Annotated in this window: 17 protein-coding genes; 4 read left to right on the top strand and 13 right to left on the bottom strand. The window is 40.2% G+C overall.

The features are described 5' to 3' along the window. Positions 1-39: 39 nt before the first annotated feature. The 5 genes from N5852_RS05080 to N5852_RS05060 form a co-directional block, all read right to left on the bottom strand. Complete coding sequence (locus N5852_RS05080; RefSeq protein ID WP_262099345.1) at positions 40-222, bottom strand: hypothetical protein; 183 nt, start codon at positions 220-222, stop codon at positions 40-42. 223 nt (positions 223-445) lie between these two features. Further along, positions 446-1,012, bottom strand: a complete 567-nt coding sequence (locus N5852_RS05075) for a DUF805 domain-containing protein (protein WP_262099344.1) — start codon at positions 1,010-1,012, stop codon at positions 446-448. Positions 1,013-1,039: 27 nt separating this feature from the next. After that, the gene (locus N5852_RS05070; protein ID WP_262099343.1) at positions 1,040-1,573 is read right to left on the bottom strand and encodes a DUF805 domain-containing protein; all 534 of its coding nucleotides are present in this window, start codon (positions 1,571-1,573) and stop codon (positions 1,040-1,042) included. A 72-nt stretch (positions 1,574-1,645) separates the two neighbouring features. Beyond that, on the bottom strand, positions 1,646-2,206 hold the full coding sequence (locus N5852_RS05065; RefSeq protein ID WP_262099337.1) for a DUF805 domain-containing protein: 561 nt from the start codon (positions 2,204-2,206) through the stop codon (positions 1,646-1,648). Between the two features lie 122 nt (positions 2,207-2,328). Continuing rightward, positions 2,329-2,775 carry a DUF805 domain-containing protein gene (locus N5852_RS05060; protein ID WP_262099336.1) on the bottom strand — a complete coding sequence of 149 codons (447 nt, stop codon included), beginning with the start codon at positions 2,773-2,775 and terminating at the stop codon, positions 2,329-2,331. A gap of 302 nt (positions 2,776-3,077) precedes the next feature. Here N5852_RS05060 and N5852_RS05055 point away from each other — a divergent pair, with 302 nt between their 5' ends. Then, on the top strand, positions 3,078-5,417 hold the full coding sequence (locus N5852_RS05055; RefSeq protein WP_262099335.1) for a membrane-bound PQQ-dependent dehydrogenase, glucose/quinate/shikimate family: 2,340 nt from the start codon (positions 3,078-3,080) through the stop codon (positions 5,415-5,417). A gap of 89 nt (positions 5,418-5,506) precedes the next feature. Here N5852_RS05055 and N5852_RS05050 read toward each other — a convergent pair whose 3' ends face one another. The 4 genes from N5852_RS05050 to N5852_RS05035 all read right to left on the bottom strand — a co-directional run bounded on the left by N5852_RS05050 (position 5,507) and on the right by N5852_RS05035 (position 9,134). Continuing rightward, entirely contained in the window at positions 5,507-6,637 is a 1,131-nt protein-coding gene (locus tag N5852_RS05050) for an NnrS family protein (RefSeq protein ID WP_262099333.1), read from the bottom strand. Positions 6,638-6,735: 98 nt separating this feature from the next. After that, the gene (locus N5852_RS05045; RefSeq protein WP_410004231.1) at positions 6,736-7,659 is read right to left on the bottom strand and encodes a ubiquinone anaerobic biosynthesis protein UbiV; all 924 of its coding nucleotides are present in this window, start codon (positions 7,657-7,659) and stop codon (positions 6,736-6,738) included. After that, positions 7,660-8,637 carry a ubiquinone anaerobic biosynthesis protein UbiU gene (locus tag N5852_RS05040; protein WP_262079971.1) on the bottom strand — a complete coding sequence of 326 codons (978 nt, stop codon included), beginning with the start codon at positions 8,635-8,637 and terminating at the stop codon, positions 7,660-7,662. Beyond that, on the bottom strand, positions 8,628-9,134 hold the full coding sequence (locus N5852_RS05035) for a ubiquinone anaerobic biosynthesis accessory factor UbiT (protein WP_262099332.1): 507 nt from the start codon (positions 9,132-9,134) through the stop codon (positions 8,628-8,630). The genes N5852_RS05040 and N5852_RS05035 overlap by 10 nt, the downstream gene beginning before the upstream one ends. Before the next feature lie 254 nt (positions 9,135-9,388). Here N5852_RS05035 and N5852_RS05030 point away from each other — a divergent pair, with 254 nt between their 5' ends. Both N5852_RS05030 and N5852_RS05025 read left to right on the top strand, forming a co-directional pair. Beyond that, complete coding sequence (locus N5852_RS05030) at positions 9,389-10,855, top strand: UbiD family decarboxylase (RefSeq protein ID WP_262099331.1); 1,467 nt, start codon at positions 9,389-9,391, stop codon at positions 10,853-10,855. Beyond that, complete coding sequence (locus N5852_RS05025) at positions 10,852-11,457, top strand: UbiX family flavin prenyltransferase (RefSeq protein WP_262099330.1); 606 nt, start codon at positions 10,852-10,854, stop codon at positions 11,455-11,457. Before N5852_RS05030 ends, N5852_RS05025 begins: the two co-directional genes overlap by 4 nt. A 33-nt stretch (positions 11,458-11,490) precedes the next feature. Here N5852_RS05025 and pqqE read toward each other — a convergent pair whose 3' ends face one another. Genes pqqE through pqqB form a run of 4 tightly spaced genes read right to left on the bottom strand, consistent with a single transcriptional unit; the run spans position 11,491 to position 14,581 of the window. Further along, positions 11,491-12,582, bottom strand: a complete 1,092-nt coding sequence (gene pqqE / locus N5852_RS05020; RefSeq protein WP_262099329.1) for a pyrroloquinoline quinone biosynthesis protein PqqE — start codon at positions 12,580-12,582, stop codon at positions 11,491-11,493. Further along, positions 12,579-12,890 carry a pyrroloquinoline quinone biosynthesis peptide chaperone PqqD gene (gene pqqD, locus N5852_RS05015; protein ID WP_262099328.1) on the bottom strand — a complete coding sequence of 104 codons (312 nt, stop codon included), beginning with the start codon at positions 12,888-12,890 and terminating at the stop codon, positions 12,579-12,581. Before pqqD ends, pqqE begins: the two co-directional genes overlap by 4 nt. Continuing rightward, entirely contained in the window at positions 12,891-13,652 is a 762-nt protein-coding gene (pqqC, locus tag N5852_RS05010) for a pyrroloquinoline-quinone synthase PqqC (protein ID WP_262099327.1), read from the bottom strand. Continuing rightward, complete coding sequence (gene pqqB / locus N5852_RS05005; protein ID WP_262099326.1) at positions 13,649-14,581, bottom strand: pyrroloquinoline quinone biosynthesis protein PqqB; 933 nt, start codon at positions 14,579-14,581, stop codon at positions 13,649-13,651. The genes pqqC and pqqB overlap by 4 nt, the downstream gene beginning before the upstream one ends. Before the next feature lie 523 nt (positions 14,582-15,104). On the opposite strand from pqqB, the gene N5852_RS05000 reads away from it, so the two are divergent. After that, the gene (locus N5852_RS05000) at positions 15,105-15,686 is read left to right on the top strand and encodes a hypothetical protein (RefSeq protein ID WP_262099325.1); all 582 of its coding nucleotides are present in this window, start codon (positions 15,105-15,107) and stop codon (positions 15,684-15,686) included. The last annotated feature ends 30 nt before the right edge of the window (positions 15,687-15,716 follow it).

Raw genomic sequence — 15,716 nt, 5'->3', positions numbered from 1 at the left:
TCACATATTTTATAAAAAACATTACATTTGTAATTAATATTATGAATAATCAATTTTATATCTTGTACATTCTTCAAGATATTGAAATTGCTTTAATTGGCTTGCGTCAGTTGAATCAGACGGAACATTAAAAGAATTATTGGCATCGATAGCGGCTTGTGCATTGGCAAAAATCGCACCAAAGCCAATAGTCGCCAATACTAATGTTTTAATATCTTTCATTAAAAAGTCATGTAACTACACTATACCAAAATAAGAATGTTTTGAGTTTCTGCATCTTCAAATCCTCCCTTTTGATAACCAAAAGACAACCCAATATTACTAAAGCTGAAAATATTCTTTAACAAAAAGCAAAAATAAAACACAATAATTGTAAATGGCAAAATAGACAGAAAAATATATTACCAATAAAAACTACATCACGTTTTTATTGTTGAAATATCCGTTATTGAAAAATACCTACTTGAAAACTAGGATCCAAAGGATCGGGACCATATCTGTTTTGACCTCTCGTCCCCCTAAATAATAAAAGGATTAATATAACGCAACGACCAAACAACAAGTTGAATGTTATCGAAAAAAATACAAGTAAGAAATATACAGTTGTTTCTGACGTTTGAGTGGTTCCAATAAAATAATGCACATAATAGTCGACAGGAAGAAAAATCATTAATTTTGAAAGAAATAAAATAATTAGTAAGGCAGCCCATACTATCGCCCAAGATCCGGCCATATTACGATCGTGAAGCCGCCTCACTTCGACAGCAATACTAGGCGTAAACAATATTAACAAAATAACAAGGGAGACAAATTCTTCAATTATCGCAACATCAAAGCCAAAAAATGGCACACTATTTAATATCAACTCAATAAAAAAATAACTACCAAAATACACTATGGCAGAAAATAGTGCGAACCACCAATATTCAGCCCGTTGCGCCCGCCCTGAAAATCTGCATATTTCTTGAAAAGTGCGCCCGATATAGCTTTTATCACTCCCATTTACCCCCATATTTTGATATAAAGAACCTATACTAACTTATCGAAAAACTTGTTGATCAATTTTTGTCGCTAATGGATCCTCACCATATTTATTAGCCCCATAGGTCCCGTCAAAAATCAGACTTATAAAAATTATTAAATCAAGAAACAACAAACAACAAAATGCCGCCCAAGCCGGATAATAAAATGGTGAGCTAGGTAAAAAGTAATATAAATAGTCTTCAAAAAAAAATTCTATAAAATCATAAAGTTGTATGAAAACTGTCACCATTAATGGTATAATTACCCATGCGCCACTCATATCTCGATCATGAAGACGCCGAACTTGAACTGTTGTCATTGGCACCAAAAACACCAAACCTGTAAAAAGGATCGTAAGATTTTCGAATAAATCCGCGCCACGTGAACTAAAAGGTAGAATTTTTACTAATAATTCCAAGGATAAGAAGATTAGAGCGACTGCAATGACTTGAAACAATATCGACCACCAATATTCTGATCGTGTTGCCCGGCCAGAAAGCGTAAAATTTTTTTCAAGAAAAACAACTTTTACCGCGGTGCCAAATGTCATTTTTTTGCCTTTAGGTTACAAATAAAAAGTAAGCTCAGATAACTATCTAGAGGTCGTTAAATCATTAATATCTTAAGAAAAAATACTTACGTCAACATCTACCTTAACAGGATTTTCTCCATATTTATTGGGCCCATTGGTTCCTTTTTTAATTAATACAATAAGCAGAACAAAAACCAATAGGCTGAAAACAAATTTAAACCAGAAAACATTACTCCCAATGTTAATTAGATACAAATAAACGTCCATGAAATAAAATCTAAGAAGCGGGATTAATGTGGTCAATGCCAAGCCAACCAGTAAAACACTCCACCAACCTGATAAATTGAGATCATGCAAACGCCGGACGGTAACCCCAAGGCGAGGGAAGAAAAATACAAGCAAAAATAAAACATCACATAAAATAAAGCCTATATCTAAATATTCATAAATATCTTCTGTAATAAAAGAGTAGCCGGTTTTGTTGATTGATTGATCGATAAGCACTATAATGGTAGACTGTAATGCAAAAATTAACATATAACATATAGTGTAAAACAGCATAAACCACCAAAATTCAGATCGTGATGCACGTCCTGAAAATTTAAAATATTTTTTGAAAATCACTGTCTTAACAGTTTGCCAAAATCCCATTACAAAAACCTTTTTTTAATTTAATCCAGTCTGTCAAGAAAAGACATTTACATCTATTTTTGCTGGCATAGGATCAGCCCCAAAACGATTAGGTCCTCTTGTTCCAGTTTTTGATAAACTAATTAAAAGTGCATAAGTACAGACCGAAAAAATACAACAACCCCACGAAACAGCTGATGGTCTGGTAAAGATAAATAAGGCGATAATTTAAGAAAAAACCAATTATTAGCGTTTAAATAAACAACCACCAATGATATCCCCCACCAACCAGTCATGTTTCTATCATGTAAACGCCGCACCGTTAATGATAAAAAGGGAATGAATAACATAGCTCCCAAAATAAAATCGCTAAGATCGTTTAAACTAAGCGCTGGCTTTAACCAATCTGGGCGCGCTAATGGTTCCCCCCTAATAGGTGATGAAAACATACGGGGCTCTATTTTTTCATACAGCCAAGTAACCAACATGGCAAATAGAACATACCACCAAAACTCCGCACGTGATGCACGGCCAGAATAAATAAAAAGCTTTGTAAACAAGACTGTTCTAATTGCAGTTATAGGCCCCATTAGCTGTTACCTTATTTCCATTCCAATAATAACTTTGTTTGCGCACTAAATTTTAGATTTATTACAGACTAGATTAATAATAAAATGCAATATTTTCTGTGTGTTATACATAAAAATAAAATAATATATTTCCTTTAATTTTGTAAATCCATTACCATAAAAGTTACCAACACAATTATATGTGTTTTGAATTAATTGACACTTTATTTTAGACGAATGACCTTAATGGTCCAATCCCTTAAAATTTAAACGGTGAGATTTTAATGCTTCAAAATTATAAAACACTGGGCACATTTCCCAGAGTGCTGATTTATTGTCTCAGTATTCTGGTATTGTTGGCTGGTATTTACTTCACCATAACGGGTGGCTACCTCCTTTATTTAGGAAGCACCACTGGTTATTATCTTGCTCTTGGCATAGCGCTTTTAGTAAGCGGTCTATTAATGATAAGCCTTCGCCCCCTTAGCGTTTGGATATTTGCCCTTATCTTTATTGCAACCGCCATCTGGTCTTATTTAGAATCAGGTCTTAATTACTGGCAAAATTTTCCAGACCTATTCCCGCTTGGTGTTGCTCTATTTCTTGTATTACTGGCTTATCGTCCGCTCATGCGTGCGCAAGGGCGAGTTGCAAGTAAAGGCTCTTATTTCTTTGCCTTGCTGACCCTACTTGGCCTAAGTGCAACCATTTACGCATCTTTTAGCCCTAAAAATGTTATTTATAGCACCCAAACGGCTCCAGCTCCCGTACCAGTTACAGCTGAAAATCAGCAAAAAGATTGGAAACATTGGGGCAATGATGATTATGGTAGCCGCTTTGCTGCACTTGACCAAATCACACCAGAAAATGTTAACCGTTTGGAAGTTGCATGGACAGCTCATACTGGTGACATTGCCATAAGCACTGGTGCTGGTGCAGAAGACCAGAACACACCATTGCAAATTGGTGAAAACCTTTATGTTTGCACACCTTATGGTAAAGTATTAGCTTTTGATATTGATACAGGTAAAGAAAAATGGACATTTGACCCCAAAGGTTCCGCGCCGACATGGCAACGGTGCCGTGGTCTTGCCTATTTTGAAGAAACCGATGCCAATATCGTGGCAGCAGATGAAAATGGCGATAAATGTTTACGCCGCCTATTTTTGCCAACCGGTGACGCACGCCTTATCGGCATTAATGCCGACACAGGTAAAGCCTGCGAACCATTTGGCGACAAAGGTATTGTTGATTTAAAGATTGGCATGGGCGAGGTAAAGCCTGGCTATTATCAGCAAACATCAACCCCACTTCTTGCTGGCGATCTTGTTATTGTTGGTGGCCGCGTTGCTGATAACTTCTCAACTGACGAACCACCAGGGGTTGTTCGCGCTTATTCTGTACATGATGGCAAGCTTGTTTGGGCTTGGGATCCAGGTAATCCTGAAATCACCACTGTGCCACCAGAAGGTCAAACCTATACACGCGGTACGCCAAATGTCTGGGCAGCAATGTCCTATGATCCAAAGCTTGGTCTTGTTTATTTGCCAACCGGCAATTCAACTCCTGACTTTTGGGCAGGTTATCGTAATGAGCTTGATGATAAATACTCATCTTCAGTTGTAGCACTTGACGTAAAAACCGGTAAAGTGCGTTGGCATTATCAATTTGTGCATCACGACATTTGGGATTTTGATACGCCAGCCCAGCCCGTATTGCTTGATGCACCTGATGATAAGGGCAATATTGTCCCTGCCCTATTTCAAGTAACCAAGCAAGGCATGATTTTCTTACTTAACCGTGAGACTGGCGAGCCAATTTCAAAGGTTGAAGAAAAGCCTGTACCACAAGGCGTGGTTAAGGGTGAACGCTATTCGCCAACACAGCCCTATTCTGTCGGCATGCCATCTTTTGGTAATGATACACTAACCGAAGCAGATATGTGGGGTGCAACCCCATTTGATAAGGTACTTTGCCGCATCAAATTTAAATCTTTGCGTCATGAAGGTGTATTCACACCACCTGGCCTTGATTTATCCTTGCAAATGCCAGGCTCTTTGGGCGGCATGAATTGGGGTTCCGTTTCTTATGATCCGACCCTTGGCTATGTGTTTATCAATGATATGCGCCTAGGCCTTGCCAATTACCTTGTTGAACGTAAAGACATTCCAGCCAATGCATCAGGCATTGAAATGGGTATTGTGCCAATGGACGGCACACCTTTTGGTGCAATGCGCATGCGCTTCTTGTCACCCTTAGGCGTTCCATGCCAAAAGCCACCTTTTGGAACAATGTCTGCAGTTGACTTGAAAACCCGCAAAATCGTTTGGCAAGTTCCAGTTGGCACAGTGCAAGACACAGGTCCAATGAATATGGCGCTTGGTGTTCCCGTACCAATCGGCATGCCGACCCTTGGGCCATCATTATCAACCCAATCTGGCCTTGTTTTCTTTGCCGGCACTCAAGATTTCTATTTGCGCGCCTTTGATAGCCGCACCGGTAAAGAAGTATGGAAAGATCGTTTGCCTGTTGGTAGCCAAGGTGGGCCAATGACTTATGTTTCGCCTAAAACTGGTAAGCAATATATTGTTATTACTGCTGGTGGCGCTCGCCAAAATGCCAAACGCGGCGATTTGGTCATTGCTTATAAACTAAAAGACTAAGTTTATAGCAAATATATAACAATGAAAGGCCGCATCAGCGGCCTTTTTTTAAAACATACAAAATTTATTCTGACTACGTCTTAAAACCGTCACTCTTTATATGAAAGCATCTTTTTTGAAAAAAGATAGGCCACTAAAGCGGTTGAAAACAAAATAGCTGAAGCATAATAAAGTGTCATTGCTTGCTCGCTATAAATATCAGCCGATGCGCGCAAAAGAAGCGCAAAGGTGAGCAAAATAAATGGCGCAAAAACCAGTCTATTGACCGTTGCCTTTTTAAACTGATATCGCAAGCAAAGGCGTATCATCACCGCGAGCATCGATATTGTCATAGCCCCTATAGTGATAATGTGAATTGGAAAGAGTGATGGTAAAAGTGCAAATCCTGTTAATGCCATAGACAAAAATGCAATGATTATAAATGCGTAACCAAGCACTAATAAGAAGACTAAAATTGGGTAAGGTGGTCTTAAAATTTTCCACCGCACGAGGCGTATAATATTGAGTATAGCAGCAGCCAAACCAAAATAAAATTGCGCTAAAGAATAATAATCACTGGCCCAAAACCCAAGAGCTATTACACTAAAAAAAATGGTAGTACTATCAATTAAACCATGTTTGGGCGGCCCCTCGCCCCTGCCGCAACCTTGCAATGCAAGACGCATATAAGCAGGGATCATGCGACCACCAACAATAATAATCAACACCGTAAAAGCTGCCACAGCAAGCTTGCAAAAAACGAGAACATCACCATTTTTTATTATTTGATAATGAAAGAAAATATTGGCAATCATAATTATAAATAGCCCGATAAGGACTTTGAAATCTCGCCACTTTTTTGCTTTAATAACTGGAATTGTTAAGCACATAGCAACGCTTGGTAAAAATATACTATCTAATAGACTGCCCCAAAATGCAGGTAAAACACTTGCCAAAATCATAGCACTGCGCCCTAGCAACCAAAGTGTAAATAGCAATCTTATAAGCCTTGGCGAAAAAGGCAATTCACCCGTCCAATTAGGAACAACTGTAAGCAGAAAACCAGCAAGAATAGCGGCGCCAAAACCAAAAAGCATTTCATGAGCATGCCAAAAAAAAGGAGTATAAGTCCCAGTTAAATCCACTTCACTGCCAATAAATGGTAGCCAGAACAGAAAATGCAACGCTCCCCAAACTGCGCCAAAGGAAAAAAAAGGCTGGTAGGCAAAGGATTTTTTCATAAAACCTTCATCCCAAAAGATTTATCAAAACGCTATCAGCACCGCTTCAATAGCTATGCTGATAACTAGTTTTTATCTTCAAAGCTTAACAAATATTGTTATAAGGCAATAGAGCGCTCAACAAAGCGCGCACCTTCCAAACCATGAATAAAGCCATTAGCCAAAGGCATATCACCACAGTGATCTGTAATTTTTTGTGTTGCTTCCTCAGCCGATAATTGCCCAGCAATGAGATCATTAAACAAATGCGCGATTGCAACCATATCACAATCTTGTGGCGATAAGCGAAAATGATGAACGCCAATATCAATAAGCGATTGCATTTCATAAGTTAAGGCTTGGCAATTATGCGACATGGTTTGAATACCATTAAGGCTTAAAAAATCTTTGCCATCAAGCGTGCGAATTGGCAATCCATTGGGATCTTCACCGCAGACAAATTGACAATTGTCCTTAATATGACCTTTCGAGCGGGCATGGGCGCAACGCGCCGAGATAGCCAAAGGAAGCCGGCCAAAAGCAAAAACTTCAATATCAGTGACATCTTTGGTTTTTTCAACAATCATTTTTATTGATTGAAAGGGCAATTCTGGCGGCAAACAAACACGTTTTGCTCCGCGGCTTGCTAAAAAGCGAGCCGTGGGCGCATTATAAACATTAAGCAATGGGCTAATAATGTGCTGATGATCGTTTAATAAATTAACTGTTCCAAGGTCATTGACTTCAAAAACACAATCATTACGAGCAAGCACTTTTTTAACGTCTTTGCGTTCACGTTCAAGCGTTACCATAGCAAGGGTGCTATAAATCACTTTTTTTCCAGCTTTTTGAAGCCGATCAGCAACTTTATCAATATGCTTATCAGTAAAATGCAAGCGTTTAGAACAAATGCTTTCGCCAATACTCACCGAAGTAATCGGTGCTTCATCGGCGATACGATAATAAAAATCGCACCATTTATCAGCATCCCATAAATAATAAACTGGTCCCATGGATAATGATATTTGTCTATTTTCCATCATTTATCTCCACCGTTTTTCATAAGCACCAGAGGTGGTTTGTTGCCCCTCACTTAATGCGCGTAATTTTGATAAATATTGACCACGACTATCACTATCGGTTTGCAATGCGGCTTTTAATGTAGCAACGACTTGCGCCACATAGGCTTTACCGCGTTGACGTCCTTCAATTTTTAACGCACTAACACCAGCATCGCGCAAAGCGTCAAGATGATCCATCACATCTAAGGAAATTGGGTCTTCGAAGGCATAGCCTGGTTCATTGGCGATGGCAAAACGCCCTTTGCAAAGCGTTGGGTAGCCAGCAGCTTCGCCACGCTCAAAACGGTTTATTGTGTAGTCACCCAAAATGGATAGCATTGCATCACCATCTCGCTCATAACGCACATGGCTTGCAGGTGAACAAACACCATTCATGTTAGGTGATTTTCCTGTGGCGTAAGAGGATAATGAACAACGCCCCTCCGCCATCACGCAAAGACCGCCAAAGGCAAAGACTTCGATTTCGCAATCAATTTGTTTAGCAAGTTTAGCAATATCGCTAATTGTCAAAGTGCGTGGCAAAACAACACGCTTAGCGTTAAATGACGAAACAAGAAAAGCAATAGCATCAACATTTGAAGCAGAAGCCTGCACCGAAACATGGAGGCGTTGTTGTGGATGTTTACGAGTTGCATAATCAAGCAAGCCAATATCAGCTAATATCAGCGCATCAGCACCAATTTCTACTGCATCATCAACGCCGCTAAACCAAATATCTTCGCTGCCAGCACGCATAAAAGTGTTTAAAGCAACAAATGTTTGAACATTCTTTTTACGTGCATAAGCGATTGCATCAGATAATTCTTCACGCGAAAAATTTAAACCGGGAAAATTGCGGGCATTGGTTTCATCGCGAAAGCCACAATAAACGCAATCGGCTCCTGCATCTACCGCTTCAATAAAGGCAGATGGCGTACCTGCAGGACATATTAATTCCATTGCTTTGGCTCCTCTTTTAATAAATGGCGGCGTAAATGCTTAGCCACTTTTTCGGTGATTGGAGCTAATGGGCCACTTAATAGTGACAAATCATGCGGTAAATCTATTTCATTGTCATCAAGTGCATTACGCAAAGCAAGCATTGCTTCCATATCGCCAGTAATCATAACATCGCGTGAAAAAAACAACGCGTCAGCATCGAGCCGACCCTCAGCCAAAGCAAGCAACAGGCCAAGCGGCCCCTCAACTTCAGCATCGGCCTTAATATCTTTACGGTCTTTGAAAAGTTTAATCGATTTTTGTTGCGGGTTGACCACAAACACCAAAGGCATATCGGTTAAAATAAAAGCAAAATTTTTGCTGGCATGTTCGCCAAGGCGGTCAAATAATTTGGGGTGGACAAGCAAAATTTGCGAAAAGGCTAAACGCGCTGGCAGGCTTAAAAGCAGTAATGGCAGATGTGAAATGGCATTTTTAAGTGGTGGTGCAAGCTGCATAGCAAACCTCTTTTCGCAAATCATTTGACATGTGGCGCTTTGCGACATAGTGTCGCATAAAATTGCGTCATTATGTCGCAGATACCATGAATATAAATGAAGCGCCAGTGCAAGAAGTGGATTTTTTTTGATGAATGCCGTTTCAAATTTAAAAGTTTTTCTAAAGCAGCCACTTAAGCGAGTTATTTTTCTAATGCCTATATTGGTGCCGTTTATGTTTATGCTGCTGGTTTTGCCCCATCAGGAAAAAGCCTATGCATGACTTAAACGCCTTTATAAAGCTTCTTGAGTCGCGCAATTTGTTAAAACGCATCAAGCATCCAGTTTCAATTCAACATGAAATGACCGAAATCCATAAACGTGTTTTGGAAAAGCATGGCCCTGCTCTATTGTTTGAAAAACCAATAAATGAACATGGTGTCATTTCAAAAATCCCAGTCCTCACCAACCTATTTGGCTCGGTAGAGCGCGTGGCACTAGGCCTTGGTATTGAAGAAAAATCCCTCCCTGATCTTGGTCAAAGCCTATCGGATTTGCGCGAGCCAAGTGGTATTTCTTCACTTTCCGATCTTTGGAAAAAATTGCCAATGGCGCGTTCTGTCCTTTCTATGCGCACCAAAACCAAGCGAAGTGCTCCCTGCCAAGAAATTATATTAACTGGTGATGATATTGATTTGGGAGTTTTGCCAATTCAGACCTGCTGGCCAGATGAACCCGCCCCTTTGGTAACGTGGCCTTTAGTAATGACTGTTGATCCTGATAATTGCAGCGATGTAAATCTTGGAGTTTATCGCCTACAAAAACTCGACAATAGCCATCTTATCATGCGTTGGCTTGCGCATCGCGGCGGCGCTAAACACCATCACAAATGGCAAAAGCAACAACGCGATATGCCGGTTGCCGTTATTATTGGCGCTGACCCTGCGCTTATTTTATCTGCGGTCATGCCCTTACCTGAAACCATGAGTGAGGTTGCATTTTCCGGACTTTTACGCAAAAGCCCAACGGATCTTGTGCAAGCGAAAACTGTACCCTTAATGGTACCAGCGCAAGCTGAGATTATTATTGAAGGCTATGTATCGCATAAAAATACCGCAAATGAAGGGCCATATGGCGATCATACTGGTTACTATAACGCAGTTGAACCTTTTCCTGTTATGGAAATTACCGCCATTACCATGCGCGAAAAGCCCATTTACCTTTCCACCTATACAGGCAGACCGCCCGATGAACCCTCGCGCATAGGTGAAGCACTCAACCAATTATTCGTTCCATTGGTTAAAAAGCAATTTCCTGAAATTACCGATATTTGGCTACCTCCAGAAGCCTGCTCCTATCGCGCAATTATTGTTGCCATTGATAAGCGTTATGCCGGCCAAGCCAAACGTGTAATGCTTGGGCTTTGGGGCATGTTGCCGCAATTTAATTACACCAAGCTAATGATTGCCGTTGATCCTGATATTAATATTCGTAATTGGGATGATGTGATTTGGGCATTATCCACTCGTTTTGATCCTAGCCGCGACACTACAATTCTTGATAATATGCCGATTGATTATTTAGATTTTGCTTCACCAATGGAAGGACTTGGCGGCAAAATGGCCTTAGATGCCACCAATAAGGTTAAAGGCGAAACCACCCGCGAATGGGGCAAAGTTTTAAAAATGCCCGATGAGGTAAAGTCAAAAGTTGATGCCTATTGGAAAGATCTTGGTCTATGATGAATGAGCCTCAAAACATCCGCATTGTCGTTGCCATCACCGGTGCATCAGGTGCCGCTATTGGTTTAAAAATTATTGATTATCTTTTTGCTGAAAAGCATATAAATTTGCACGTCGTTGTTTCTCCATCTGCACAAAGAACAATAGAAACCGAAATTTCAAAAGAAAATTTGCAAAAATATAAGCAATTACAAACCAATTGTATGAGCAATATAATTTTTCATGATTACCACAATATTGGGGCAAGCATTGCCAGCGGCTCATTTAAAACTGCCGCAATGATCATTGCTCCCTGCTCAATGCACAGCCTAGCGGCTATCGCCAATGGGCTTGCAGACAATCTCATTATACGGGCGGCAGATGTTCATTTAAAAGAACGGCGGCGGCTCATCTTATTGGCGCGCGAAACGCCGCTTCATCTTGGTCATTTGCGCAATATGGTGCAAGTGACTGAGATGGGGGGAATTATCATGCCGCCAGTACCGGCTTTTTATCACAAACCACAAACCATTGATGATATTGTTAATGATCTTGCCCTTCGCGCAATAAGTCTTACCAATATACCAATCAATGCAAAGGCAAAAGAATGGTTTGATGAATAAGATTTAAACCATCACCATGCGCAGCTATTTTGGCTAAAAAACACCAATGCGGCGATATTGTAATTCGTCATTGCTTTGCGATGCTTTTAGACCCATCTCTACCATTTGTTGATGTAAAGGTGAGCGAATACAGGCTGGATCAACCTCATTAGCATTACCAGCAAGGGCAAGGGCTTGGCAGCGACAGCCGCCATAATCTAACTCTTTGCGTTCGCAAGAGCGGCAAGGCTCACTCATCCAATCATCACCGCGATAGGCATTAAAAGCGGATGAATGAAGCCAAATATCGTTTAATGATTTTTCGCCAAATCGATCAAATTGCAAGGTTTTAATCGTCATTGCGGCATGGCAGGGCAAAATTGTACAATCAGGCGTTGCCACAAAAGCATCCCTTGCCCAACCGCCCATACAAGGTTTAGGATAATCGGCAAAATAATCGGGAATGACATAATCTATATTTAAAATTCCGCGCAAAGCTTCACGCAAATGAGCGACCATATCCATTTGTCGTTCAAAATCTTCGCGTTTTGGCATTAAAGCACCGCGATTAAGCAGCGCCCAACCGGAATATTGCACATTGGCTATTTCCAGCCGTTCCGCACCAAGTCTTAAAGCAAGTTTTACATAATTATCTAACTGATCAATATTATGGCGATGTATTGGGGCATTAATAGTTAAAGGCAACTGCAATTCGCGCACTTTTTGTGCCGTTTTCATTTTTTGCTCAAAACCACCTTTAAGATGGCCAATAAGCTCGGTTGTGGCACTATCTGTGCCTTGTACCGAAAGCTGAACATGGTCAAGCCCAGCTTCAACTAAGGCTGGCAATTGTTTTTCTGCGCCGCCTACCCCAGCAGTTATCAAATTGCTATAAATATCGCGAGCTTTAAGTGCTGCCACCAATTGCGGTAAATCCTTACGCAAGGTTGGCTCACCACCAGAAAGATGCACTTGTAACAGCCCCATATCGGCAGCTTCATTAAACAACGCGGTCCAACGATCTGTATCGCATTCGCGATCAGCTTTCATCAATTCTAAAGGGTTGGAACAATAAGGACATTGTAGCGGACAACGATAGGTCAACTCCGCCAACATACTGATCGGTGGTAAAATTGTCTGATTCATAATTTCAATAATAACTGATCCGACCAGCTTTGTAAAAACTCCATGACATCGGCCAATACTTCATCAAAAGGCGCTTCATATTGGCTTGCCAATTGCGTTGCAATGTCAGACACGGTATTTTTACCATTACAAAGATTTAAAATTTCTAGGGCAATTTCATCAGGCCAAAGGATTTTTTCTGGTGACAACAAGGCCAGCGCCTCCCTTACAGGATCATAGCGCATGCGAACATGCGCCATTAAATGCGGCTTACTCATTGCACTTACAATTTGCCTTGACTTTTTAACTTCCGCCAGAACATGTAACATCTAATTGCCTGTTAATGCCCCTGTAAAAGCGCCGGGCGGAATATGGCCTTTTTCACCATAGGCATGTTGTAGTGCATCTAACATCGCCCATAGGATATCAGTTTTAAACAACAATGCGTCAATTACTTGTTGCTGTTTTTCTGGCGTATTGGCATGCTTTTTTACATAAGCTAAAGCAAAATCAGAATCTTTTGGCGCTTGGGTCAAACGCGGCTTAAAATAGGCCAAGGTTTCTTCACTGATAAAAGAATATTTGGCGAGCATACCAGGTACGCGCTCTGATATGATCAATGGCGAAAAAAGCTCGGTTAAGGAAGATGCTACCGCTTCAAGCAGGGTTTTATCACGGCAAAACTCGATATATGCACCAACAGCAAATTTCGTAGCAGCTAAAGCCTGCCTTTGGCTTTTAACCACCTCTTCGTCAAGACCAAGACCCGTTGCTAATTTTAACCAGCGTGATATGCCACCATCTTTACCATTTGTGCCATCGTGATCTTCAATGCGACTGCGCCATTCAGCACGAAACTCAGGATCATTAGAGCGCATTAAAATAGCTGCATCTTTGCGCGGAATAGCGGCCTGATAGCAATAGCGGTTTAAGGCCCAAGCTTGCAATTCAAGTTTAGACATATTTCCCGCCATCATATAATGGTGATGTGGGTGATTAATGTGATAACGCTCATGGCCAATTTGGCGCAACACCGCTTCTAATTCACTCTCGCTAAGGCCGTTTTGTGCAATATCATGATAATCAGTCATAGGGCTAACTCCATTCCGTCAAAAGCAATTTCCCAACCGGCCTTTTCTACCAAAGCACGCTCAGGCGATGATGCGTCTAGCACCGGATTACTATTATTAATATGAACAAAAATTTTGCGCTTTATTGCAACATCCTGCCACACAGCAATAGAGCCCAATTCACCACTCATGGAAATATGCCCCATTCTTGCACCTGTTTTAGGTCCGAGCCCTGCCTTCACCATTTCATCATCTTGATAAAGCGTACCATCAAACAGCAAAATATCAGCTTTACCAGCCTTCATCTTCATAAGATTTGTGACACTTGCCGCCCCTGGAATATATAAAAGACTGTTATCACTGTCCTTCTCATAGATTTTCAAAGCAACCGTATCGCCCTCTTGCGAGCCGAAATTGAGCTGCATTGGGTCTTCCATAAACAGAGCCACTTTTCCAGGAACCGAAAATATTTCAATTTCTACGTTAAGGGATTTTCCCTCACAATCATGCAAGGTAACTAGACCACTATTGGGTAAAACTTTTCTCTGTACAATATCGCGATCCAGCACATTAAAGATCGGGTTTTCGTTTAAAACAGTCATAACCCGTTTTGTCGCATAAAGCACAAAGGGTTGGCGTTCACGCAAGGTCAACAAGCCAGCAATATGGTCAACATCGGCATTGGTTAAAACAACCGCAGCAATAGGCGAATTGCGTAATTCACCATCAGCATGGGGATGTAATTCTGGTGTTTGATTAATTTGTTGGCGCAAATCTGGGGAAGCATTAAACAGCACCCACCGCTTTTGATCACTAGATGCGATAAGGCTTGATTGAGTACGTGGCAAATAATTGGCATTTTTTGTGCGAGCGTTGCGGCTTAATGGATAATTACAATTCCATTGCGGAAAACCGCCGCCAGCAGCCGAGCCAATAATTTTAAAAAACATTAAATAATCCAATTAAACATAAATAACATATAAACTATTAAAAAAAATGTTGGCGCGTCCACAATATTTAAGAGAAAGCGCCAACATCCATATCACTATAAAATACAAAGCAATTAGCGCTTTGTTGCTACCTGTGCAGGTAAATAACGTGAAATTTCCATACCGGCTGCAACTTGGCACATAGTTGGCTTTGCCCATGCTTTTTTCATAAAAATCTCCTTTTCTGGTGGAAAATATTGATCATCAGCATGAATGCCGCAAATAGCGGCATCTGCCATTCGCAAGGAATATGACAGTTTTTTATTATCGCGTCATTAAAAATATCTCGTTTCAACTTAATTTTACTATTAGTTTTAAAGAGTTATAAAAAAGCGCTATTTTTTAACAATACAAATGAATAAGATTCTACAATGAAACACATTGTATGGCAGCTATAAAATAGCATTAAAAAGCCATCATTATGCTATTGCTAAGATATAAATCATCATGCACATAAGGTATAGGGTGTAAGGGGTAAATATCGATGTTTAAAAAGGCTATATTAATATCAGCATTATTATATAGTTTTAATGGAAATGCAGCTGAATTGGACCATAATAAATGCAGCAGTTCAGTTATTATTGAAGGTATGAAAATAGAGTTTTCAATCACCGAGCCTATTATCTTAGTTAATAAAAATAGCTCTGAATCTGTCTTAGAAAAAACCACCGCTGATTTAAAATTAACCTTTACCGCCTTTGATAAAGACATTCAATGGCAGGAAAATTTATATACGCTTGGTATTGGCTTTCAACATACTGTGGGAAACGATTGGTTCCGTTATCGGCCTCGTTATGTCATTCCCATTGTATCAAAAAAAATGTTAGAAATTCATACTTTAAAAAAAGGAACAGAACGGATTATACACTATCCGATTCATTCCATTGATTTTGAAAAATCCTTTAAACAAGCTGGCTTCAATATAGCTTTTGGCGCAAATGGCAAATTACCTGATATAAATCGATTTTCTAATATTGATGAAATAACCAATCCCTATGTGGGAGATAAAAATATTTGGCAGTCGCCCTTTGATTTATGTTTAAAAACAACCTGGCAATATAAGTAGCTTGCCATTTTATGAAGTACGATTCTTACG

The sequence above is a fragment of the Bartonella sp. HY328 genome (assembly GCF_025449335.1).
Classification (GTDB): domain Bacteria; phylum Pseudomonadota; class Alphaproteobacteria; order Rhizobiales; family Rhizobiaceae; genus HY038.
This window is presented reverse-complemented; position numbering and strand designations above follow the sequence as displayed.

Coding starts and splice junctions, on each gene's coding strand:
- pqqC (WP_262099327.1), bottom strand. CDS start 13,652: ATGACTGATTATCATGATATTGCACAAAACGGCCTTAGCGAGAGTGAA.
- N5852_RS05040 (WP_262079971.1), bottom strand. CDS start 8,637: ATGGAATTAATATGTCCTGCAGGTACGCCATCTGCCTTTATTGAAGCG.
- N5852_RS05025 (WP_262099330.1), top strand. CDS start 10,852: ATGATGAATGAGCCTCAAAACATCCGCATTGTCGTTGCCATCACCGGT.
- pqqD (WP_262099328.1), bottom strand. CDS start 12,890: ATGTTACATGTTCTGGCGGAAGTTAAAAAGTCAAGGCAAATTGTAAGT.
- N5852_RS05070 (WP_262099343.1), bottom strand. CDS start 1,573: ATGACATTTGGCACCGCGGTAAAAGTTGTTTTTCTTGAAAAAAATTTT.
- N5852_RS05000 (WP_262099325.1), top strand. CDS start 15,105: ATGTTTAAAAAGGCTATATTAATATCAGCATTATTATATAGTTTTAAT.
- N5852_RS05035 (WP_262099332.1), bottom strand. CDS start 9,134: ATGCAGCTTGCACCACCACTTAAAAATGCCATTTCACATCTGCCATTA.
- N5852_RS05060 (WP_262099336.1), bottom strand. CDS start 2,775: ATGGGGCCTATAACTGCAATTAGAACAGTCTTGTTTACAAAGCTTTTT.
- N5852_RS05045 (WP_410004231.1), bottom strand. CDS start 7,659: ATGATGGAAAATAGACAAATATCATTATCCATGGGACCAGTTTATTAT.
- pqqE (WP_262099329.1), bottom strand. CDS start 12,582: ATGAATCAGACAATTTTACCACCGATCAGTATGTTGGCGGAGTTGACC.
- N5852_RS05080 (WP_262099345.1), bottom strand. CDS start 222: ATGAAAGATATTAAAACATTAGTATTGGCGACTATTGGCTTTGGTGCG.
- pqqB (WP_262099326.1), bottom strand. CDS start 14,581: ATGTTTTTTAAAATTATTGGCTCGGCTGCTGGCGGCGGTTTTCCGCAA.
- N5852_RS05030 (WP_262099331.1), top strand. CDS start 9,389: ATGCATGACTTAAACGCCTTTATAAAGCTTCTTGAGTCGCGCAATTTG.
- N5852_RS05065 (WP_262099337.1), bottom strand. CDS start 2,206: ATGGGATTTTGGCAAACTGTTAAGACAGTGATTTTCAAAAAATATTTT.
- N5852_RS05075 (WP_262099344.1), bottom strand. CDS start 1,012: ATGGGGGTAAATGGGAGTGATAAAAGCTATATCGGGCGCACTTTTCAA.
- N5852_RS05050 (WP_262099333.1), bottom strand. CDS start 6,637: ATGAAAAAATCCTTTGCCTACCAGCCTTTTTTTTCCTTTGGCGCAGTT.